20 protein-coding genes are annotated in these 22,457 nt (G+C 53.0%); 10 read left to right on the forward strand and 10 right to left on the reverse strand.

Annotated features, from left to right (window positions below; translation table 11 throughout):
- Positions 1–20: 20 nt before the first annotated feature.
- Positions 21–167, reverse strand: coding sequence for a hypothetical protein (locus EJN92_RS21410; protein ID WP_157984322.1), 147 nt, complete (start codon positions 165–167; stop codon positions 21–23).
- Between the two features lie 165 nt (positions 168–332).
- Between EJN92_RS21410 and EJN92_RS07455 the strand changes: the two genes are divergently transcribed.
- On the forward strand, positions 333–1,841 hold the full coding sequence (locus EJN92_RS07455) for a peptide MFS transporter (protein WP_126127232.1): 1,509 nt from the start codon (positions 333–335) through the stop codon (positions 1,839–1,841).
- A gap of 175 nt (positions 1,842–2,016) precedes the next feature.
- Here EJN92_RS07455 and EJN92_RS07460 read toward each other — a convergent pair whose 3' ends face one another.
- Positions 2,017–2,319, reverse strand: a complete 303-nt coding sequence (locus EJN92_RS07460; protein WP_227869754.1) for a hypothetical protein — start codon at positions 2,317–2,319, stop codon at positions 2,017–2,019.
- Between the two features lie 1,067 nt (positions 2,320–3,386).
- Positions 3,387–3,710, reverse strand: coding sequence for a hypothetical protein (locus tag EJN92_RS21415; protein ID WP_157984323.1), 324 nt, complete (start codon positions 3,708–3,710; stop codon positions 3,387–3,389).
- 541 nt (positions 3,711–4,251) lie between these two features.
- Between EJN92_RS21415 and EJN92_RS07465 the strand changes: the two genes are divergently transcribed.
- From EJN92_RS07465 to EJN92_RS07490, 6 genes are all read left to right on the forward strand, one after another.
- Positions 4,252–4,671, forward strand: coding sequence for a hypothetical protein (locus EJN92_RS07465; protein WP_126127233.1), 420 nt, complete (start codon positions 4,252–4,254; stop codon positions 4,669–4,671).
- 78 nt (positions 4,672–4,749) lie between these two features.
- Positions 4,750–5,649: a hypothetical protein gene (locus tag EJN92_RS07470; RefSeq protein WP_126127234.1), complete on the forward strand. Its 900-nt coding sequence runs from the start codon at positions 4,750–4,752 to the stop codon at positions 5,647–5,649.
- Position 5,650: 1 nt separating this feature from the next.
- On the forward strand, positions 5,651–6,451 hold the full coding sequence (locus EJN92_RS07475; RefSeq protein WP_126127235.1) for a DUF2491 family protein: 801 nt from the start codon (positions 5,651–5,653) through the stop codon (positions 6,449–6,451).
- Between the two features lie 93 nt (positions 6,452–6,544).
- Entirely contained in the window at positions 6,545–7,321 is a 777-nt protein-coding gene (locus tag EJN92_RS07480; RefSeq protein WP_126127236.1) for a hypothetical protein, read from the forward strand.
- A gap of 127 nt (positions 7,322–7,448) precedes the next feature.
- Positions 7,449–8,360, forward strand: a complete 912-nt coding sequence (locus EJN92_RS07485; protein ID WP_126127237.1) for a Gfo/Idh/MocA family protein — start codon at positions 7,449–7,451, stop codon at positions 8,358–8,360.
- Between the two features lie 334 nt (positions 8,361–8,694).
- On the forward strand, positions 8,695–9,963 hold the full coding sequence (locus tag EJN92_RS07490) for a glycerate kinase type-2 family protein (RefSeq protein WP_126127238.1): 1,269 nt from the start codon (positions 8,695–8,697) through the stop codon (positions 9,961–9,963).
- A gap of 201 nt (positions 9,964–10,164) precedes the next feature.
- Here EJN92_RS07490 and EJN92_RS07495 read toward each other — a convergent pair whose 3' ends face one another.
- Positions 10,165–11,922, reverse strand: coding sequence for an allantoate amidohydrolase (locus EJN92_RS07495; RefSeq protein WP_126127239.1), 1,758 nt, complete (start codon positions 11,920–11,922; stop codon positions 10,165–10,167).
- A complete protein-coding gene (puuE, locus tag EJN92_RS07500) occupies positions 11,919–12,881 on the reverse strand; it encodes an allantoinase PuuE (protein WP_126127240.1) in 963 nt (320 codons plus the stop codon). The genes EJN92_RS07495 and puuE overlap by 4 nt, the downstream gene beginning before the upstream one ends.
- A gap of 176 nt (positions 12,882–13,057) precedes the next feature.
- Here puuE and uraH point away from each other — a divergent pair, with 176 nt between their 5' ends.
- A complete protein-coding gene (gene uraH / locus EJN92_RS07505; protein ID WP_126127241.1) occupies positions 13,058–13,411 on the forward strand; it encodes a hydroxyisourate hydrolase in 354 nt (117 codons plus the stop codon).
- Between the two features lie 32 nt (positions 13,412–13,443).
- Here uraH and EJN92_RS07510 read toward each other — a convergent pair whose 3' ends face one another.
- Positions 13,444–14,382, reverse strand: a complete 939-nt coding sequence (locus EJN92_RS07510) for a LysR family transcriptional regulator (protein ID WP_126127242.1) — start codon at positions 14,380–14,382, stop codon at positions 13,444–13,446.
- Between the two features lie 293 nt (positions 14,383–14,675).
- Between EJN92_RS07510 and EJN92_RS07515 the strand changes: the two genes are divergently transcribed.
- Positions 14,676–15,908 (forward strand): urate hydroxylase PuuD, encoded by a 1,233-nt coding sequence (locus EJN92_RS07515; protein WP_407701540.1) that lies wholly within the window; start codon positions 14,676–14,678, stop codon positions 15,906–15,908.
- Positions 15,909–15,980: 72 nt separating this feature from the next.
- Complete coding sequence (locus EJN92_RS07520; protein ID WP_126127243.1) at positions 15,981–17,204, forward strand: M20 family metallopeptidase; 1,224 nt, start codon at positions 15,981–15,983, stop codon at positions 17,202–17,204.
- A 64-nt stretch (positions 17,205–17,268) separates the two neighbouring features.
- Here EJN92_RS07520 and EJN92_RS21420 read toward each other — a convergent pair whose 3' ends face one another.
- The 4 genes from EJN92_RS21420 to xdhB all read right to left on the reverse strand — a co-directional run bounded on the left by EJN92_RS21420 (position 17,269) and on the right by xdhB (position 22,430).
- A complete protein-coding gene (locus tag EJN92_RS21420; RefSeq protein WP_157984324.1) occupies positions 17,269–17,430 on the reverse strand; it encodes a hypothetical protein in 162 nt (53 codons plus the stop codon).
- 68 nt (positions 17,431–17,498) lie between these two features.
- Positions 17,499–18,821: a guanine deaminase gene (gene guaD / locus EJN92_RS07525; protein WP_126127244.1), complete on the reverse strand. Its 1,323-nt coding sequence runs from the start codon at positions 18,819–18,821 to the stop codon at positions 17,499–17,501.
- 150 nt (positions 18,822–18,971) lie between these two features.
- The gene (gene xdhC / locus EJN92_RS07530) at positions 18,972–20,057 is read right to left on the reverse strand and encodes a xanthine dehydrogenase accessory protein XdhC (RefSeq protein ID WP_126127245.1); all 1,086 of its coding nucleotides are present in this window, start codon (positions 20,055–20,057) and stop codon (positions 18,972–18,974) included.
- A 12-nt stretch (positions 20,058–20,069) separates the two neighbouring features.
- The gene (gene xdhB, locus EJN92_RS07535; protein WP_126127246.1) at positions 20,070–22,430 is read right to left on the reverse strand and encodes a xanthine dehydrogenase molybdopterin binding subunit; all 2,361 of its coding nucleotides are present in this window, start codon (positions 22,428–22,430) and stop codon (positions 20,070–20,072) included.
- Between the last annotated feature and the right edge of the window lie 27 nt (positions 22,431–22,457).

Consider the following 22,457-nt stretch of genomic DNA (forward strand, 5'->3'; position numbering starts at 1 on the left):
TAGTGGCCTCTTTTTTTCACTCAGCGTGTAGCGACCAGGCTTCTCTGCTCTAGTGAGGCTACAAAATCACCCAACAAACGGCACCCCGCCAGCGCGCATATCCCATGCGCCTTGCAGGCCGGCATGGCCGCAAACCCGCATGGAATATGCGCGCTGGGCTTGCTCATGTTGGGCTTTTTCAAAAATACCTCACGCTAACGACAGTGCCAAGGCTTTTGTAGATTAGAATGCCGTCCAAAGTAAGACTGGCTGCGGCGCGCTTATCATGCGCAGTGCATGGCCTGCTACTTACTTATGAACATCCCTTCATCGATCAGCAACAGGAGTATGGCATGAGCAGTACTGCAAGCGCAGCGCAACACGAGGTGGCGATACCGGAGTTTAAGCAAATCTTGGGGCATCCGGCGCCCCTGTGGATGTTATTCATGGCCGAATTCTGGGAGCGCTTTGCCTTCTACGGAATACGCTGGGCGCTGGTGCTGTACATCGTCAGCCAGTTTTACAGTGGCGACTCCAGCGGCCAGGCGGTCGCCAATCTGACTTACGGTTCTTACCTTGCGCTGGTGTATGCCGGCGCGCTGTTTGGCGGCTACATCGCGGATCGCTACCTCGGCTATCAACGCTCGATTTTACTCGGCGCGGTGTTCATGGCCTGCGGCTTGTTTGCGATTTCTTTTCCCGATCCCGATGTATTTAAGCTAGGTCTGGCCACCATCATCGTCGGCAATGGCATGTTCAAACCGAATATCTCCACCATGGTCGGCAAGCTGTATAGCCTGAACGACACACGGCGCGATTCCGGCTTCACGATTTTTTATATGGGCATCAATGTCGGCGCCTTCTTCGCCCCTATCCTGACCCAATTACTGGCGCAAAAAGTCTTCAATACCGGCGACACCCCTGCTTACAAAATCGTCTTCATCGCGGCCGGGATCGGCATGGTAATCAGCCTGATCTGGTTTGCGCTAGGGCGCAAGATGCTCAAGGGCATAGGTGCACCACCGGCCGGCGCGCACAGCCTGGCACGGGTCGCGTATGTGGCGCTAGGTGCGCTGTGCGTGATACCGCTGATGTATTTCTTACTCGCCGTCGGTGCGCAAAAATTACAAATGCTGCTCACCGTTTTATTCGTCGGCTTATCGGTAATGTTGTTGCTGGAAGGGATACGCGAAGGCAAAGTGGCGCGCGACAAGGCGATTGCGATGCTAATCATCTTCGCCTTCAATATCTTGTTCTGGGTATTTTTAGAGCAAGCCGGTAGCTCGTTTACCTTCCTGGCCGAACATATCGTCAACCGTGATCTGGGTGGTTTCAGCTTCCCTACCGCCTGGTTTCAGAGCGTCAATTCTATCGCCGTGATCGCTCTGGCACCGGTGATCGCCACCATCTGGGTAATGCTGGGGCGGCGCAATGCCAACCCATCGATACCACGTAAATTCGGCCTGGGCCTGATCTTTAACGCGATGGCGTTTGCCCTGTTGATGTTCGCCTTGTCGTCGCTGGTAGACGCCAACAACGAGATCCCGTTCTGGACCCTGATCATGGTCTACGTGATCCAATCGGTAGGCGAACTATGTCTGTCACCTATCGGCTTGTCGATGGTGACCAAGCTGGCACCAAGCCGTCTGGTCGGGCTAGGCATGGGCGGCTGGTTTCTCTCTACCGGCATCGGCAACAATTTATCCGGCATCTTCGCCAGCCACGTCAGCGGCGACTCTGGCCTGTCGGTACAGTCGGCGCTAGCCGGCTACACCCTGGGCTTTTATTCTCTGCTAGGCGCAGGCGTGTTACTGCTATTGATCGCACCGCTGGTGCAGAAGTTAATGCATGGCGTGAAGTAGGCGCATTTGTTTGAAATTAAAAAAGCGACCTGCGGGTCGCTTTTTTGTTTCAGGTACTGCTGTGGGTATGCGATTTCGGTTTGGCAATCGCAATTAACGCAAAAGTGATGTGCGCAGCGAGTCGCAGCTAACACGAAGAACGAACAATTTCACGGCGTCACAATCGACTGTCATGTTATGCGGTTACTTTTGATAACCAGTCTTGAAACCACTCAACAGGAAGACGCTCATCCTCGAAAGAACGAGCGCGCAATTCTTCTATTTGATAAGTGTTTGCGAGATATAAATCCCAATGGGTTTCAACGTCAGTAAGGATCGGGAGCAAACGTTCAATCTCGGGCGATACATCAACATCAATGTACTGACACCAGAATCGATCACACCACATCGCAATTTGTTTATGAGAGTGCGGAGACTGTTCAGGTTGAGCGCCCCACTCAAGCACCTGAACCACGGCTGCAAGTGTGAATGGCAACATGACTGGGCTAATGTTCGGACTCGATGACGACGGAGAATTCATAAGGCATAACTAGATATGTGTGTCACGGTGACGGGCGAATCGGACGAGTGACGCATAAAACATTAAGCAAGCGTAGCGTGGGTAAATCGTAGGGTGCGCCATGCGCACCATTAAAAGCAATACTCACCGAATTTACCTGTTGTTGATCTTGAACCAGCGGTGCGCATGGCGCACCCTACCGATTTGAACACACAATGCCGGCACGCCGCAATCATTACATAACTCGGTAAGGCGTATTTGGCTTCAATTAGTACTCCGTATCAAATTCCAAATGCAGGCAACGCCACTGCGCATATTCCATGCGCTTCTTCAAGCACACTGGCCTGTAGCCCGCATGGAATATGCGCGTTGGCGGCATGCTGTTTTTGATTTGCTTTTGCCTGGGCGTGTTTGTATTTCTGTCGTAGCTGTGCGATTGCTGGCCGGTGGTAGACCGGCAGCTACTCCCTTTTCTTGCTTCACCAAGAAACGGAAGCAAAAGAAGGCGACGCAAAGTCGCTGCCCTTCGGGTTCCCGCCTGTGCACGTCAAAAAATGGGAAAAGTTCGAAACTCGCTACGCTCAAACACGAACCTTTCTAATCCATTTTCTGCCATGCACAAGCGGCAGCGCCACATGCGGACGGCGAAGGTCAAAACATCCGTAGTGCGACTTGCGCGTCTCCGTAAGCCCGCGTAGGTACGATTAGCGCAGCGTAATCGTACGCATGCTGTGCTGAATGAAATTTAAAAACAGACAGCGCCACTGCGCATATTCCATGCGCCTCTTCAAGCACACATGCCTGAGAGCCGCATGGGATATGCGCGCTGGCGGCATGCTGTTTTTGCTTTGCTGTGGCTGTGGCTTGGTCTTGTTTATATTTCTGTAGTAGCTGTGCGATTGCTGGCCGGTGGTAGACCGGCGGCTACTCCCTTTTCTTGCTTCGCCAAGAAACGGAAGCAAAAGAAGGCGACGCAAAGTCGCTGCCCTGCGGGTTCCCGCCTGTGCAAGTCAAAAAATGGGAAATGAAGCAAACTCGCCTGCGGCTCAAACAGCTTCATTTCTAATCCATTTTCTGCCATGCACAAGCGGCAGCGCCACATGCGGAAAGCGAAGGTCAACACATCCGTAGTGCAGCCGCCGCTTCTCCGCACAAGCAACGCCCAAGCTTATCAAGCTACGGCAATCTGCTGCTGTTGACTTGGCTTTTGACTTGGTTTTTGACTTGGTTTTTGACTTGGTTTTTGACTTGGTTTTTGACTTGGCTTTTGACTTGGCTTTTGAATCGAATTCGCATGTGGCGCTGCCAATTGTGCGGGGCGGAAAATGGATCAGAAGTGAAGCTGTCTGAGCGCAGCGAGTTTGCTTCATTTCCCATTTTACGACTTGCACAATTGGGCACCCGAAGGGCAGCGACTTTGCGGCGCCTTCTTTTGCTTACGTTTCTTGGCGAAGCAAGAAAAGTAAGTAGCCGCCGGTCTACCACCGGCCAGCAATCGCACAACAACCACAGAAAACAATAAAACGCAGAACAACAGCAAACAAAAACACCAGCAAGCCCACCGCGCATATCCCATGCGGCTCGCAGGCCAGCATGCTTGAAGAAGCGCATGGAATATGCGCGTTGGCAAGGTCGTTTTCTAAAACCGCTACGGCGCAGCTACATACGTGCGATTACGCGTTGCTAATCGCACCTACCGCTCTAGCCTTGCGGGTTGCACTCGCCCTATTTCTATAAAATTTATCCCATCGATACAAGTACTTACCATTAAGTTAGCAATAAGCTACCTATCTATGGTAATTTCTCGCTTCTATTACCATGCGCGATTTCTATGATCTCGCCTACAATTCGCTCAGCTAGCAATAAAGGCTGGCGCAAAAAATCAAATAATATTTTTATCGGGAGCAAACAATGCAAGGTGCAGGCGGAACAGAAGGCGGCGTAGGCAAATTTTTTATTGGCCTGTTCATGATGTGCGGCGGTTTTTATATGCTGTTTAATGCAGTCATGGTGCAATCGAGTTTTGGTATGGGTTATGGCATGTACGGGGTGCAAGCCTTTGGCGGCAACATCAGCATTACCAGCGGCATGATCATGATTCCCTTCATCCTTGGCATCGCCATGGTGTTTTACAACGTCAAGAGTTTGCTCGGCTGGGTGTTAGCGCTAGGCTCGCTGGGGGCTTTGTTGTTTGGCGTGATCGCCTCGCTGCACTTTAATTTACGCAATATGTCGCTATTTGAATTGCTGGTGATTTTGATTTTAGCTTTTGGCGGTCTGGCCTTGTTTTTAAGCTCTATGCGCAGCCAGGGTAAAGCCGGTGTGAACTAAACCGCTCGCCTTGACTCAAAAAAAGAACAAAACAGCCTGATCTACCGCAATCACTATTAGAAACGCATTGGAAACGCCATGACGCAATTACGCACTATCATCGGTTTATTGAGCTTAAGCCTGGCGCTGGCGATGCCCGGTGCCGGCATGGCCGAGGCCAAGAGCAGCAGCTCGGGTAAATCTAGCAGCTCGTCTTTCAAGGGCGGCTTCTCTTCGCAACGCAGCAGCAGCTCTGGTAGTAGCGCGGCTAAATCATCGAGCACTAGCTCTGATGGTAGTGCCAGCAAAAATACCTCGTTTGGCTCTTTCGGTAAGCGTAGTGACAGCGCTAGTTCCGGCAATGGCAATGGCAACGATCAAAAATCTGGTTCAGCTATGAATAAGGATCTGGATCGCAATGCTGCCAATGCGAATGCGCTGAAAACCATGGATGCCAGAAATGCCGCCAATGCCAGCAACGCTGCCAACGCTAATAATAATCGCGGATACGACAATGCGGGCAATAGCGGTCGCGGCAACGACACACAGTTTGGGCGTTCGGCTAACGGTGGCCAGTATTCACCGCCGGTTGCACCGCCGATAGCGCAACAGCCCATCATCATCAATAACAATAGCGGCGGCTCTAGCAATGGCTGGATGTGGTTTTTGTTAGGCCAATCCATGCATAGCCGGGCACCGGCACCGAGCAATAACACTAGCCATAACGGCGGGCTGGAGCCTATCGATAATCGCAATGCAAATGCCGGCAGCGATGGCAGCGACGTGATTGCGTATGATAAATCCGGCGTTAATGCGGGCGCGGGCGCAGCGCGACTGCCGGCCAGCGTCAAGCAAGATGAACCATCTGGGTTTATGCATATGCTGCGCATTCTATTTTGGATTGCGGTGTTGGGCGGCTTGGGCTGGGGCCTGGTTCGCTTTTTAAATCGCGGCAAGAGTATGAAAAAATCCCCCAATTATTCACTAGGAAAGGTCTGACATGGCTTGGAACGATGCCTACAAATACGTACGTGGGATAGCGGCACGACACGGTATCGCCGAAGGCGAAAAGCGCGAAGACCAGAGCCTGCCTCTGGGCGCGCGCATAGGCGGCATACTGAGTCTGCAAATGACACCGTTTATTCACGCCAACACCAATGGCTCACTGATGCAGATACCGGCATTGGCAGACAATTTGATCAAGGCGATCAGCCGCGTCGATCTGGATATGAAGGGCATACTGTATCGCTATTACCTGTCCACCGGCGACGATGACAGCGCTGCGGATCAGGCGCAGGAAAAGTTTTTGCAGCTGTACCAGGATAGCGAAGGCAAGGTTAGCGAACTGATGTACTGCACCCGCTTAACCCGGATGATCCCGGAAAGCGCAGAAGACCAGGAGGCCTTCATGGGCAGCGCCGGTTATGGTCTGGGCGATAAAACCTATACGCTGTGGCGCGAACAACTAGCCGGACTGGGTTGGGTTGAGGCTGATCTGGCTGCGGTGTTTGGCGATGCCGATAGCCTCACTTACCAGCGCGATGCGGGCAACCCGGCGGCAGAATTTGTGCCACCGTTTAAAGGCACGGAAACCCGCATCGATGATGCCGCTGGCGAACATGGCTTGAAGCAGCAGATCATCTTCATGCCATATAGCCGCGATGTGGCCGGCACGCCGGAATATTTATTGATCAGCACCGAAATTGTGGCGGATCAGGATGGCGATGCGACACGCCGTGGTATCCATGTCGACTTCATGATAGGCCTGCCTTTAGCGCAAGACCGTGTCGTGATTCGATAGTAAAAAACAGCAGCACGAGTAGTAAGTAGGTAAAAATCTTTGCACCGATAAATGTAGTAGCTGGATATTTTTCTAATTCTTGAGGAAGTAAAAATGAGTAATTTAAATGGTTGGGGCCTGACAGCGCGTTTGATTTCTAAACACTTTGGTGTTTTGGGCGACAAAATTTCTGAAGCCATCGCCAATTTTGATCCGGAAACGGCGACCGAAGCAGATCGCGATCGTTTGGCCGATACGCTGCGCCAAACCGCGCAAAAGCTGGCGGCCGCACGTGCCTCTTTCGACAAAGAACACGACGATGTGATCAAGCTGCGCACCCTGATCGCCACCGATGAGAAAGCGCTGGAAGTGTTAGCCGACAGGCTGGCCTCAGGCAAAATTTCGGAAGCTACTGTCACCATGTTTTGCGACGAACTGGAAGCGAATAAATCACGCTTGCCGGTAGAACTTCAAGAAGAACAGGATGCGCAAGACTACATGAACGAGCTGCAAAAAATCGTCGACGCCTTCTCCAAGCAATTGGCTGATTTTGATGCAGCAGCCAAAAAAGCGCTGCAGACTCTGGCCTCGGCGAATGCGCAAAAAGATTTGCAAGCACTGCGTGCAGAACGCCAGAGCCAGTTGGCCGGGCTGTCCGGTTTGCAAGGCCATTCCAGCGCCTTGAATGCCTTAACCAAGCGCGCCCAAACTGTCAGCAATGAAGCGGCCGGCATGAAGATCGTGGCCGACATCGGTCAGAAGCCACTAGACCAGGCCGCAGAGATTGATGCCATCAGAAAATCTGTGGCACTGGGCGACACCAGCGGCGAAAGCACCATGGACAGACTGCGCCGTTTGTCGGCAAAACCGGCTGACACTAGTGCAGCTTAAGCGCAGCCTAAGCAGACATTAGTTTCAGGCATTTTTTTAAGCATCAGCAAAAGCCGGGATCCGTCCCGGCTTTTTTGCGTATGATGGCGTTAATTCACAGCCTCAGGCGCTTCTTAGCGTAATCAACATGCGTATAGCCGTCATAGGTTTGGGCGATATTGCTCAAAAAGCCTACCTCCCGATACTCACTAGTCTGGACAATGTAGAGCTGGTTTTGTGTACCCGCAATGCTGAGCAATTGCAGCAACTGGCACAAAAATACCGCATTACTGCCACCGAGACCGACTACAGAAAACTGGCGGAACAAGGCGTACAAGCAGCCTTTGTCCATACCGCCACCGCCTCCCATCGCGAGATCGTGGCCTATCTGTTACAGCAAGGGATAGACGTGTATGTCGACAAGCCTATCGCCGATAACGCTGCCGAGTCTGAGCAATTACTGGCCTTAGCCCAGACCTGTGGACGCCTGCTAATGACAGGCTTTAATCGTCGTTACGCGCCCATGTATCAGGCGCTAGCCAGCCAGCCGCAACGACAAGTGATCTTGATGCAAAAGAACCGTACTTTTCAGCCTGCGCCTTTACGCCAATTTGTGTTCGACGATTTCATCCACGTGGTCGATACCCTGTTGTTTCTGGCACCTGCTGCGGTCAGTGAAATGCAAGTAAGCGCCAACATTGTGGACGGCTTAACCCGGCATATCGTCCTAAATTTAAGCGGCGAGAATTTCAACGCCAGCGGCATCATGCATAGAGATAGCGGGATCACAGAAGAAGTGCTGGAAGTGCTGAGCCTGGGGCAAAAATGGCGCGTCACGGGTATGCAAAACACTAGCCATTTTGCGCAAGGCTTAGAGACTCAACATGTCTTAAAAGATTGGGATAGCGCACTGTATAGGCGCGGTTTTCCGCAAATCATTCAAGACTTTTTAAACCGTGTCAGGGCGCGTACTGCGCAAGCTACCTTCACTAGCGAGACAGCGGATGCCGATTTAGCCACCCACCTGATGTGCGAGCGCATCGTTCAGAGTCTAAGCTAGTACAGTCCTGTGCCGCCACAAGCGGCATGCGCAGACGCTTATTTCATGCGGCCTGCAGACCGGCAGCGGGGTTTTCGGGTAGGCCGACAGAAAAAATATCTGGACCCGGCTTTACAAGGCGTAAGGCAATCGGTGTTGTGCAGCTTGGTCGAATTGTGTTGAATTGATGTTGCATCAACAGATCGCGCTGAGCTAATTACTCACTTTAAAAAATCCAAGCACACACAAAAAAATTTCATTCGTATTTGCCTGATTTAAGGATAATTTATAGTGCGTATAAATTATCCTGCACTGCGTTTTTACCCTCTTCCGGTTTTTTTGAAAGTTTTCCAGCATGAGCACTCTAGCGCCACGTCAATTTTTACTCGATCTGTATTCCAGTGCAGTGCATGCCGTCAGCGCCGAAAAGTGTCTGCCGGCCTTTCTGCCAGAACCACCCGCGCAAGGCCGCACGATAGTCATCGGTGCTGGCAAAGGCGCGGCGGCCATGGCGAAAACCCTGGAGCAGTATTGGACTGGCGCACTCTCTGGCCTGGTCGTCACGCGTTACGCGCACGGCGCAACTTGCCAGCGCATACAGGTAGTGGAGGCGGCGCATCCGGTCCCCGATGAGGCTGGCCGACTAGCGGCCACGCGCATGCTGGCCATGGTGCAGGGGCTAAGCCCAGACGATCTGGTGATCTGCCTGATCTCGGGCGGCGGCTCGGCCTTATTGGCCTTGCCGGCAGACGGCATCACGCTGGAACAAAAACAGGCGATCAATAAAGCCCTGCTCAAAAGCGGTGCTGCGATTTCTGAAATGAATTGTGTGCGCAAGCACTTATCCAAAATCAAGGGCGGTCGACTGGCCTTGGCCTGCGCACCGGCGCGTGTGGTGAGCCTGATGATTTCCGATGTGCCGGGCGATGATCCCGGCATCATCGCCAGCGGTCCTACCCTGCCCGATGCCACTAGCTGCCAACAAGCCCTGGCGATTTTACGCAAATATCAGATAGAAATTCCTAGCGAAATACGCGCTCATTTGCAGTCCGGTGCCGCTGAAACGCCTAAGCCTGGCGACGCGCGCTTTACCCGCAACTCCCATCACATCATCGCCACCGCGCAAATGGCGCTAGAAGCGGCTGCCGCCACGGCGCGTGCCGCCGGTATCACTGCCTATATTTTGTCGGACGGCATAGAAGGCGAGGCCAGCGATGTAGCCTTGATGCATGCGGCGATCGCGAAACAGGTGGCAAAACACGACCAACCTTTTCAAAAACCCTGCGTCCTGCTGTCGGGTGGAGAAACCACGGTCACCGTGCGCGGTACAGGGCGCGGCGGTCGTAATGCAGAATTTTTACTCAGTCTGGCATTGGCCCTGGACGGCCAGCCAGGTATCCACGCGATTGCCTGCGATACCGATGGCATCGATGGCTCGGAAGACAATGCCGGTGCACTGTACGAGCCGGCGACTGGCGTGCGCGCCAGCGTCCTCAATCTACATGCCAAAGCTATGCTGGAAAACAATGATGGTTATGGATTTTTCAGCGCCCTAGCTGATCTGGTGGTGAGCGGGCCGACCCTGACCAATGTCAATGATTTCCGGGCGATCCTGATACTGTAGCCCCCCCCTAATTCTGGCCATTGGCGTTTGCCAGAATTTCATATACTCCCTATAAAATGAAATAAAACACTATCACTTGCGCAATAACGACGTTGGCATTGAAAATATACCCGGTAGCAGTATATGAAAAAGCGGGTGCCAGGCTCAGGCAGCACCCGCTTTCTTGAGAGCAGAAACTCTGCCCTCCCAATACACGCAAAACTACTCCTTAGCTTTAAAATTGCGCAAAAAATCCAGCAGTATCTGGGCCGATACCTCGGCATCGTCAGCGGTCATGCTTTCCAGCGGATTGTGGCTGATGCCGCCGTTGCCGCAACGGGTAAACAACATCGCCACATCGCAGATTTTAGCAAGCGCCATGGCGTCATGCCCAGCCCCCGAGGGCAATTCTAAGACTGGCACACCGGCGCGCGCAGTGGCAGCGGCTAACTGCTGCATCAACCAACTGGCGCAAGGTGCGGCCGCCGCCGCGATCACTTTATTCAGACTGAACTCAATATTGCGGCGCTGGCAAATCGCTTGTATCCGCTGCAAAATGTCGGCCACTGCGGCATCCCGCGTCGCATCATCGGCGGCCCGGATATCCATAGAAAATTTGCAGACACCAGGGATCACATTGACCGAGCCATTCGGCACCTGCAACTGGCCGACCGTGCCAACCAAAGACGGTGACTGCGCACAGCGTTCTTCAATATACAAAATGATTTCGGCGGCTGCCGCGCCAGCATCCTTACGCATAGTCATCGGCGTGGTGCCGGCATGGCTAGCCACGCCAGTCAACTCGACCAGATAGCGGCAACTACCGGCGATAGAAGTGACGATACCGACCGGCAAATCACGCCCTAACAATACCGGCCCCTGTTCTATATGAACCTCAACAAAACCGAGAATATCAGCAGGATTACGCGCGATCGCAGGGATAGCCGTAACATCATGCCCGGCCGCCGTTAATGCCTCACGCATAGTCACGCCATCGGCATCGCATTTATCCAGCAAGGCCAGATCAAACTGACCGATGATGGCATTACTACCGAGAAAAGTGCTCTTAAAGCGCACTCCTTCTTCTTCCGCGAAGCCAATAATTTCAAAATGAAACGGCAGCTTTTCGCCGCGCTCGTGCAAATGTTTAACGATGGCTATCGGCAGTAAAATACCTTCACGCCCATCATATTTGCCGCCATTGCAAACGGTGTCGTAATGCGAGCCTGTCATGAGCGTCTTGGCATTCGCCACATCGGACAAGTAGCGGCCGACCACGTTACCCACCGCATCAATAGTCACTTGCATACCAGCCTCACGCATCCACAGCGCCAACTGTGCCGCGGTTTTTTGATGGGCTGCTGTCATATAGGCGCAGGTCAGGGCATTTTCTTCATCGCTCCAAGCGGCCAGGGTTTCGCTGCATGCCATGATGCGATTGCCAAATTGCAGGCAATGTCCGAGTAAGTCGTTGAGGCGCAGTTCCGCGATACGGCTAATCTGGCGCAGACATTCGGCCAACTCATAGTCGCGCTGGTTCTTGATGCGGCGACTGAAAATACTGATGATGGCCGAACGCGTATAACCTAGGCCATCCGGCCCTTTGACCGCGACGATGAAAGGAAAACCGAACTTAGTCTTGTAGTCGGCATTGAGTTGATGCAGGCGGTTGAATTCTTCTGGACTACAGTGGCTTAAACCGGCCTGCGCTTGCTCCTCACTAGATTCTTTGGTTAGTTCACCGGCAATCGCTGCCTTTCCAGCCAACTCGGGATGGGCCAGTATCAGCGCCAACTGCGCACTCTCGGCGGCACTGCTGACCACGCCCTGCAGCGCCAGTTTTAAGGCCGCTAGCGTGGCAAACGGGCGTTGCGCTTCTGCGCTTTGCGGTATCCATGGAGAGTGTTCATAAATGCCGCTCAGCAGTGCCACAAATTCATCCGCGCTAGCGTGATTAAGATAGTCCAGAGTAGTCGTCATTTAGAAAAAGTATGAGGGTGAGTGTGATGCCAATGTTCGGCAATATCGATGCGCCGCGTAATCCAGACCTGATCATGCGCTTGCACATAATCGAGAAAGCGCGCCAGTGCAGCTATCCTTGCCGGCCGCCCGAGTAAGCGGCAATGCATGCCTATCGATAGCATCTTAGGGCGATTTAATCCTTGCGGATCGCCTTCTGCATACAAAACATCGAAGGCGTCCTTCAGATAATCAAAAAATTGAGTACCAGAATTGAAGCCCTGCATGGCGGCAAAGCGCATGTCATTGGTATCTAAGGTATATGGCACAATCAAATGCGGTTTCAACACAGTCTGGCCTGCCGCATCGCTAATCGCAACTTCTTGCCAGAACGGCAGATCGTCGCCGTAGTGATCCGAGTCATAGCGAAAACCGCCATGTTCGACTACTAGCTTACGGGTATTCGGTGAATCGCGTCCGGTGTACCAGCCGGCCGGTGCCGCACCTGTCATCTGCTGGATGATCTGTACCGCTTCGGCCATATGCGCACGTTCAGTCGCTTCATCCATGTGCTGATAGCTGATCCAGCGTAGTGCGTGACAGGCGATCTCATGACCTAGCTCCTGAAATGCTGCCAAAGCATCGGGATTGCGCTTGAGCGCCATAGAAACACCAAACACCGTCAGCGGTAATTTGCGTTCTTCAAACAAGCGTAACAAGCGCCACAGGCCAGCGCGCGAACCGTATTCGTACAGACTTTCCATGCTCATGTGACGCATCTCGAAAGCCTGCGCACCGATGATTTCAGATAAAAATGTTTCGGAAGCCCGGTCGCCATGCAACACGCAGTTTTCACTGCCCTCCTCGTAATTGAGGACAAATTGCAGAGCGATTCTGGCAGCACCTGGCCATTGCGCATGTGGTACATCACGGCCGTAGCCGATCAAATCACGCGGGTAATTCTGGTAGCTATCGTTCAATGTACACCTGCAAGAATGAGGGGTTAATCTGAAATCAGCAATGATGAAGCGCTTGCTCGGCGCTAGGCTTATGACGCAGACATGATTTGTATATGTCGAATAATATAGTGATCGCTTGCTGGCAGTATATGATTTGACTGATAGCTATTTTCAACACGACGATATAGGAAGAAACCATGGGTAAGCTCAGCACACACGTATTGGATATCACATTAGGACAAGCTGGAGTCGGTGTCCAGATAGAGTTGTATGCGGTCGAGGCCGGCGGCAAGCGTCTATTAAAAACCGAACTCACCAACCACGATGGGCGCTGCAATGCACCCCTGCTGGAAGGTGCCGACCTGAAGGCGGGTCTGTATGAACTGGTGTTTGCGGCAGGAGATTATTTTGATGCGCAAGGGCACACTTTACCTAGCCCCAAATTTATTGACCGCGTCACCCTGGCCTTTGGGATTGCCGATGTGACGCAAAACTACCATGTACCTTTGGTGGTTTCGCCTTGGGCCTATTCAACCTATCGCGGCAGTTAATTTTGCGGCGCAGCGGCGCTCGCCGCTGGCCCCTACTTGACGATAATTGCTTTGGCCGCATCAGTGATTTGCTCGCGCAACCACTTATGTTCGGGGGCATGATGTACCCGCTCGTGCCATAGCTGATAAAAGCGCAGCGGTGGAAATTTAACCGGCACCTCGAAGGTTTTGAGTTGCAGGTTTTTTTCGTAATAGCGCAGGTATTGCTTGCCAGTCGTCAACACCAGTTCGGTGTTGCTGAGCATATACGGCATCAGACCAAAGTAAGCCGACTCCACCACCACATTCCGGCGCAAATTTTGCCGTTCCAGAAAAGCATCGATCACTCCATGATAGCCGGACAGCATTTGCGACGGAGCCACATGCGGCAAGCTCAGATAATCTTCCAGTGTCATCTGATCGCTGGCGGTACGCTTGGCATACGGGCTGTCGGCACGCATGGCGCACACGATAGGATCTTCAAACAGTTTGGATAAGTGCAAATGTTGCGGCGGCTCATCCCAATTGGCGATCACCAGATCAAGATCACCGTCAGATAACTTGCGTATGTAATCCACCTCGGCCCCCAGGCCATGAATCACGATACGGCTCTTCGGTGATTCGCGCCGAAAACGTTCTACCACACCGGGCAAAAACTGGATATCCAGCGAATCCGGCGCGGCAATATGAAAAGTGCGACTCTCCTGCTGCGAGGCAAACGGCAGCTTACGCTCGAATAGCAATTCGGTTTCATCGAGGATACGCTTGGCAGGTTTCAACAGACTCTCACCATGCGGGGTCGCCACCATACCGCGACCACCACGCACCAGCAGTTGATCGCCGGTCAGTTCACGCAATTTGCGTAAGGAAGCCGAAATAGAAGGCTGAGGCTGATTCAACTTGAGTGCGACCCGCGAGACGTTTTTTTCACTCAAAAGCAGATATAGAATGCGTATCAGGTGCAAGTCTAAGTGATTGGGTAAATTGGCCATGATCTTCGCGGTATATTGAAATGTGTATTTTTAATATACGTTGATTCCAATGAAAAAAGCTACAAATACCTTTATCTTGCTTAGACTTTATAAAACTTTGCGATCTCTGGAAAAGGAGGCGCAAATTTTGCCTGCACAAATGCAAAACTAGCGGAGTCACTGCTATTGTGTAAGCGAAAGTCAATATTGCGGTCGCAGCGGAGCTGATTACAGTTCGCGACCAAATTGGGACTTAGTCCCTCTCGTCTGGAGAGCCCGCGGTGGCAGACGAGCTTCACATAGGAGAGATCTAGATGGAAGCTTTTTTGCCGGCATTTTTGCTTGCTTATGGCACGGAATGGCTCAATTTAATTGTGCGTTGGCTGCATCTGATTACCGGCATCGCCTGGATAGGCGCATCGTTTTATTTCGTGTGGTTAGACAACAACATCCGACCACCGAAACCCGGATCGGAATTGGCGAATAAAGGCGTCTCGGGCGAACTGTGGGCGGTGCATGGCGGCGGCTTTTACAATCCGCAAAAATACCTGGTGGCACCGAAAGAATTACCGCAAGAATTGCACTGGTTCAAGTGGGAAGCCTACTGGACCTGGATATCCGGTTTCTCGCTGCTAATTATCGTGTATTACTTCAACGCCTCGGCCATGATGATAGACAAATCGGTGGCCGACCTGAGCACGCTGCAAGCGATCAGCATAGGTCTGGGTACGTTGATTGCTGGCTGGGCGTTCTACGACTTGCTGTGCCGCTCGCCACTGGGCAAGCGCGAAGGCTTGTTCGGCAGCGTGATGTTCTTGTTCATTGTGGCGGTGGCGTTCGTACTCTCGAAATTACTCAGCGGGCGCGCTGCCTACATCCACGTTGGTGCCATGATAGGCACTATGATGGTGGGGAATGTGCTGATGCTGATTATCCCTGGCCAGCGCAAACTAGTCGAAGCGATGCAAGCCGGAAAATCGCCGGATCCTATCCACGGCCAGAAAGCCAAACAGCGCAGCGTCCACAATAATTACTTTACCCTGCCAGTGCTGTTCATCATGATCAGTAACCACTACGCCATGACGTATAACCACAGCTATAACTGGTTGGTGTTGGCAGGCATTATTGCCGCTGGTGTTTTGATACGTCACTTCTTTAACCTGCGCCACAAAGGCATCACGAATTGGGCTTATCCGGCAGCGGGCCTAAGTTTATTACTGGTCGTGGCGATCGCGATTGCCCCAAAACCGCCAGTAAAGCGGCTAGCGGCCGCAGCTGGCGTCACCGACGTCGGCGAATTTAGCCAAGTACAAGCGGTTATCAAGCAGCGTTGTGCCAGCTGCCATTCGGTGCAACCTAGCCAGCCTGGCTTTGCCACCGCACCGGCCGGCATCCTACTCGACACATCGGAGCAGATCCACCAGAACGCTGCCAAGCTGTATCAACAAGCGGTGGTATTAAAAGCCATGCCTATCGCTAATCTGACCGAGATCACCGAAGCCGAACGTGAGCTGATCGCCGTCTGGTATGAAGCCGGTGCAAAATAAGACGCTATTTAAAACGCGTTTCAGATACGCACTGCAGCACTAGCAATCATTTATAAAATTTTGAGGATGCAAATGAATAATTATTCACAACTAGACGCCTGGATTGACGCTCATTTTGACGAGCAGGTACAGTTTTTACAGAAACTGATACAGGTGCCTACCGACACCCCACCAGGCAACAATACCCCACATGCCGAGCGCACCGCAGAACTGCTGCAAGAGTTTGGCCTGGAGGTGGAAAAATATGCAGTACCAGAAGCCGAAGTACACGCTGCGGGTTTAGAAAGCATCACCAATCTGCTGGTACGCCGCCACTACGGCCCGGGAAAAACCGTGCTCTTGAATGCGCACGGTGATGTGGTGCCGCCAGGTGAGGGCTGGACCAAAAAACCCTATGGTGGTGAGATAGAAAACGGGCATATCTATGGCCGTGCTAGCGCCGTGAGTAAATGTGATTTCTCTACTTTTACCTTTGCCTTGCGCGCCTTGGAAGCGGTGGCTAAACCGCAGGCCGGCAGTGTAGAACTGTTGTTCACTTACGATGAAGAATTTGGTGGCGAAGTCGGACCAGCATGGCTGCTTAAAAAAAATATCATTAAGCCTGATCTGATGATTGCGGCCGGATTTTCGTATCAGGTCATCACCGCGCATAACGGTTGCCTGCAAATGGAAGTGACAGTACACGGTAAGATGGCGCACGCTGCGATTCCCGATTCTGGCGTCGATGCTCTGCAAGGTGCGACCCTGATCTTGAACGCCCTGTATGCGCAAAACACTCTGTACAAAAAAATCTGCTCAGAGGTGGAAGGCATTACTCACCCGTATCTGAACGTGGGCATGATACAAGGCGGCACCAATACCAACGTGATCCCGGGCCGCGTCACGATCAAACTCGATAGACGCATGATCCCTGAGGAAAATCCCGCCGAGGTAGAAGCCACGCTGCATCAAGTCATACAAAACGCGGCCAGCAGCATGCCGGGTATCAGCGTGGAGATCAAACGCATCTTGCTGGCCAATGCGATGCGACCATTACCAGGCAATGCACCGCTGGTGGCGGCGATACAAAAACATGGTGAGCAAGTATTTGGCGAAAAAATCCCGGCACTCGGTACCCCGCTGTACACCGATGTCAGGCTGTTTAGCGAAGTGGGTATCCCCGGCGTGATTTACGGTGCAGGCCCACGCACAGTTTTGGAATCGCACGCCAAGCGCGCCGATGAGCGATTGAATCTAGAAGATTTAAGACGTGCCACCAAGGTGATCGCCCGTAGTTTGTCAGACTTACTGGGCTAGCGGAATACACCAAGCAGCTAGCTTCGGAATTTAGAAGTTCTAAACGGGAACTTCTAAAAACCCGTTAATCGGGATGCAGCGCAAGGCGCAAACCGGAGCAATACGTCGGTATTGCGAGGATTTGCAACGCCGCGATGCGCCCGAGTATAGGGTTTTTAGAAGTTCCCAAACTAGCTTGCGCAATATCCATGCGGCTTACCAGAGCATATTGGTCTGGAGAGCGCATGGATATTGCGCCTACACTTTTGAAAACTTCTAAAATCAATAAACTCGATTCAAATACAACGGCTTCGTTTAGGTCTGGCGCTGATGTACTAGTTGACCGGCCGCATAGGTCGCGAGAACAGTACGGTCATCGCCCAGCATGGCAAGCGCGAACAATAATTCTTCCATGCTATTGGTGCGCGCTGTGCGTCGCGCCAATAGCGGCGTGGCTTGCGGATCGAGTACGATGAAATCGGCTTCGGCACCGGGCAAAAAATTGCCTATCGTGCCTTCCAGTTGCATGCTGCGTGCGCCGCCCAGCGTGGCCAGGTAAAACATGCGCAAAGCGGGCAGATAGCTGCCGCCCAGGCGCGCCACCTTATACGCCTCGTTCATGGTTTGCAGCATAGAAAACGAGGTTCCGCCGCCGACATCGGTGGCCAGCGACAAGGAAACTTGATGCGCGTCGGCACGCTCGAAATCGAACAAACCACTGCCCAGGAATAAGTTAGAGGTTGGGCAAAACGAGACCGCCGACTGAGTCTCTGCCATCCGTGTTCGATCTGCATCATCGAGCCAGATGCAATGGCCATACATGGAACGTGGGCGCAACATGCCGTAATGATCGTAGACATCCAGATAGCTGCGCGCTTCCGGATACAGGGCTTTGACCCACGCCACTTCCTCAGTGTTTTCGGCCACATGGGTTTGCAGATACACGTCTGGATAGGCGCGTGCCAACTCACCTGCCAATTGCATTTGCGCATCGCTAGAGGTAGGGGCAAAGCGCGGCGTGATCGCATACAACTGGCGACCACGTTTATGCCATTTTTTGATCAGGTTTTCGCTCTCGCGTGCGCCAGTTTCTGCACCGTCACGCAAAAATTCTGGACAATTTCTATCCATCATGACCTTGCCTGCCACCATGCGCAGATTACGCGCTTCGCTCTCGGCGAAGAAAGCTTCGACCGATTCTGGATGCACGGTGCAATACACCATGGCGGTAGTGGTGCCACAGCGCAGCAATTCATCCAGAAAAAAACTGGCGACTTCTTGCGCATGCGCGGGGTCTGAAAATTTGCGTTCGGTCGGGAAAGTATAGGTCTCCAGCCAAGGCAATAAACCCGCTGCTGGCGAAGCGATCATGTCGGTTTGCGGATAGTGAATATGCGTGTCGATAAAGCCTGGCATGATGATCTTGCCGCGATAATCTTGCACGTCAGTAGTTTGCGGCAAGCTATTTTTCAGTTGTGCGTAATCGCCAGCGGCCACTACTTTGCCGTCCTGGATGATCAGTAAACCGTCTTCATGCCATTCATAGGCTTGCTGGTGAAACGCGGGGTCATTGCTAAAGTGCAGGACGCTAGCGCGGTAGGCTTGCACGGCGGCGCTGCTGGATTCTGTGGTGGCCATGGTGGCGCTTCCTTCAATACAAATAATATTAATGGTGACGTAGGGCGGGTGAAACCCGCGCTAATGTAGGGCAAAGCAGCGCGGCTCGCACCCGCCCTAGAATATTCAATCCAGGTGCTACGGCGCATCTGCATTGCGCGCCGTAGCCAGCTAGTGGCATTCGTCTAAGACATCCTGCCGGCTGCTAGCTCTACTCATCTGAGCAAGCGCGTCACTAAGTTCTTGCTGCTGCTCAATAGTTTCCCACACCTGTAGTAATTGTGCCGCGACAGCTACGGCGATGACTGCCGGTTGTTTGCCGCGTATGCCAGGCAGACCTATCGGGCAAACCATCTGTTCCAAACGCTGAGCCGGAATGCCGCGCTCGCGCAAGCGCCGTTCAAACTGCACGCGTTTGGTTTGTGAGCCTATCAGGCCGAACCAACTAAAATCATCACGCCGTAAAATATGTTCTGACAAATGCTGATCCAGTACGTGGCTATGCGTCAGCACCAGAAAACTCACACCTGCCGGCGCGCTGGCAATCAGCGCTTCCGGCGTATCGGTCGCTTCTATCCTGACATTGGCCGGCAATAGCGCTGGGAACAAGTCTTCCCTTTCATCGACCCAGGTCACTTGGCATGGCAAGTCGGCCAGTGCCCGCACGATGGCGCTACCAACATGACCAGCACCGAACAGCATCAGATGCGGCTTATAGGCCAAACAGGTATCCACCAGCCAGCGCTGTCCGGCACAATCTTGTATCACCTCGCAAGCCGCTCTGTGATCCACCAGCGATACTAACTGTGTCGTTAAATCCGGCCCGAGTAAATGCGTACCAGCAGTCTCACCTAGGGAAACAGCATTCAGCTGATCGAGACAGACAAAGCGCTGGCTATCTTGCCCCAGCCGCCAGCGCTGATTCAGGCAACTGAAATACGCCAGCGCATCCTGCTCGATACGCTCAAACGCCAGGTGCACGACCCCACCGCAGCATTGCCCCAGGCTAGGCCCGAGCGCAAAGCGCTCCAGCCTGCGTTCAGCGGCCAGTGCACCGGCCGGCAGCGCCAGCATCTCGCGCGCGATCTCGATAGCGCGCATTTCCAAATGACCGCCGCCTATCGTATCCACGCTTTGCTGCGCGGTCACCAGCATTTTTGCGCCAGGCTCACGCGGGCCTGAGCCTAGTACCTGCGCCACTGTCACCAGTATTTTTGGACCGCTATGCGCCAGCAAAGCATTGAGCCAAACTATCATAGATCCACCCCATCAGGCCGCATTGGCCATCTTGCTAACTGCAGTAATCGCCGTCAAGATCGCCTCGGAAGTAGCGGGCGAATTTAAAGGCGGATTAAATTTATATGCGCCGACACTGGCGACCGCATCGCGGATCGCAAAAAATACTGAGAATGGTAACAGTAGCGGCGGTTCACCGACCGCCTTGGATCTATGTATGCTGTCTTGCACATTGCTATTTTTAAACAAGGCTACCCGGAAGTCTTCCGGGCAATCCGAGATCGCCGGTATCTTGTAGGTGGAAGGTGCATGCGTCATCAACTTACCACTTTGATTCCAACACAACTCTTCGGTGGTCAACCAGCCCATGCCTTGAATAAAAGCACCCTCTACCTGGCCGATATCAATGGCAGGATTCAAGGATTTTCCGGCATCGTACAGCGCATCGGCACGCAACAATTTCCATTCGCCAGTCAGGCTATCGACGATCACCTCGGACACCGAAGCGCCATAAGCAAAATACGAGAAAGGATTGCCGCTCATGGTTTTCGGATCCCAATGCAAGCCGGGCGTAGCATAGAAGCCATCCGACCACAGTTGTATCCTTGCCAGATAAGCTTTACCGACGATTTCTTCAAATGGGATAGCTTGGGCATTGACATGAATCAGACCATGCTCAAAACGCACGGCTGTCAGCTCACCGCCATAAGTCGTGACGGCAAACTCGGCTAAACGCTGGCGTATCGTGTGCGCCGCAGCTTGCGCCGCTTTGCCGTTCAAATCAGCGCCGGTAGACGCTGCGGTGGCCGAGGTATTGGCCACCTTACTGGTATCGGTAGCGGTGGCACGCACCATTTTCAAAGGGATGCCAAGTTCATGCGCGACCACCTGGCAAACCTTGATATTGATACCTTGGCCCATTTCAGTGCCGCCATGATTCACCAGTACCGAGCCGTCGGTGTACACGTGCACCAGAGCGCCAGCCTGATTGAGATGTGTGACATTAAACGCAATGCCGAACTTCAGCGGTGTCAACGCCAGACCTTTTTTCAGGACAGCACTGCTCGCGTTAAACGCGATAACTGCAGCGCGCCGCGCACGATATTCACTGCTGGCTTCTAACTCTGCCACCAGTTCATGAATCACGTTATCCACCACCTTCTGGCCGTATTGGGTGACATTGCGACCTTCGGCATCGTTGCGACCGTAGAAATTAATCTTGCGGATATCCAGTGCATCTTGTCCCAGATTGCGGGCGATCTCATCGACAATGTATTCGATCGCGATCGCGCCCTGCGGGCCACCGAAGCCGCGGAAAGCAGTGTTCGACTGGGTGTTGGTCTTGCCGCACATGGCGATGATGTCGACATCGGCCAGGTAGTAGGTATTATCGAAATGACAGACCGCGCGGGTCGCCACCGGTGCCGACAGATCGGCCGAATAGCCAGCGCGCGATACCATCTCGACCTTGGCGGCAATGATGCGGCCGCTGTCGTCATAGCCGACTTCATATTCGTAATGGAAGCAATGACGCTTACCGGTGACCAGCATGTCATCGTCACGGTCAGCACGCAATTTGACCGGGCGCTTCAAGTGCGAAGCAGATATCGCGGCCAAGGCCGCCCACAAGGCAGACTGCGATTCCTTGCCGCCAAAGCCACCACCCATGCGGCGGCATTCAACTACAATTTTGTGTGAATGAACATTGAGTGCATGCGCCACTACGTGCTGCATTTCAGTAGGATGCTGGGTCGAACAATACACCAGCATGCCATTATCTTCTTTCGGAATCGCATAAGAAATCTGGCCTTCCAGATAAAACTGTTCTTGCCCACCTACGTACAGTTCACCCTTGACACGATGTGGCGATCTTTCGAAAGCACTTTGCGCGTTTCCGCGTTGCAAACGCATCGGTGGCACCACGAAAGACTGCGCTTGCTTGGCCTCTTGCGGGGTCAAAATCGCAGGTAATTCCTGATAACTGATATCGGCTTTGCGGGCGGCACGGCGCGCATTATCGTGACTATCAGCGACGACTACAAAGAGTGGCTGGCCGACATATTCAACCAGGCCTTCCGATAGGATAGGATCATCATGGATGATGGGACCACAATCATTGCTACCGGGAATATCTTTGGCAGTGTAGACGGCCACCACACCAGGCGAACTCTTCACTGCATCCAGATTCATAGACAGGATATGCGCGTGCGCTTTGGCTGACAGTCCGAGTGCGGCATGCAGGGTGCCTTGTACTTCAGGAATATCGTCGGTGTAAGTGGCTTCACCAAGTACGTGCAAGACCGCCGATTCGTGGGTGCGCGCTAATCCGACTTCAGCCCAGGCGGAAGTGGCATCGGGTAACTTAGTCAGGAAAGCTTCAGTTTGCTTATTCATTCAATTCTCTATCTTTATTTCTAAGCG

This window comes from Undibacterium parvum, from assembly GCF_003955735.1.
Lineage (GTDB): Bacteria > Pseudomonadota > Gammaproteobacteria > Burkholderiales > Burkholderiaceae_D > Undibacterium > Undibacterium parvum.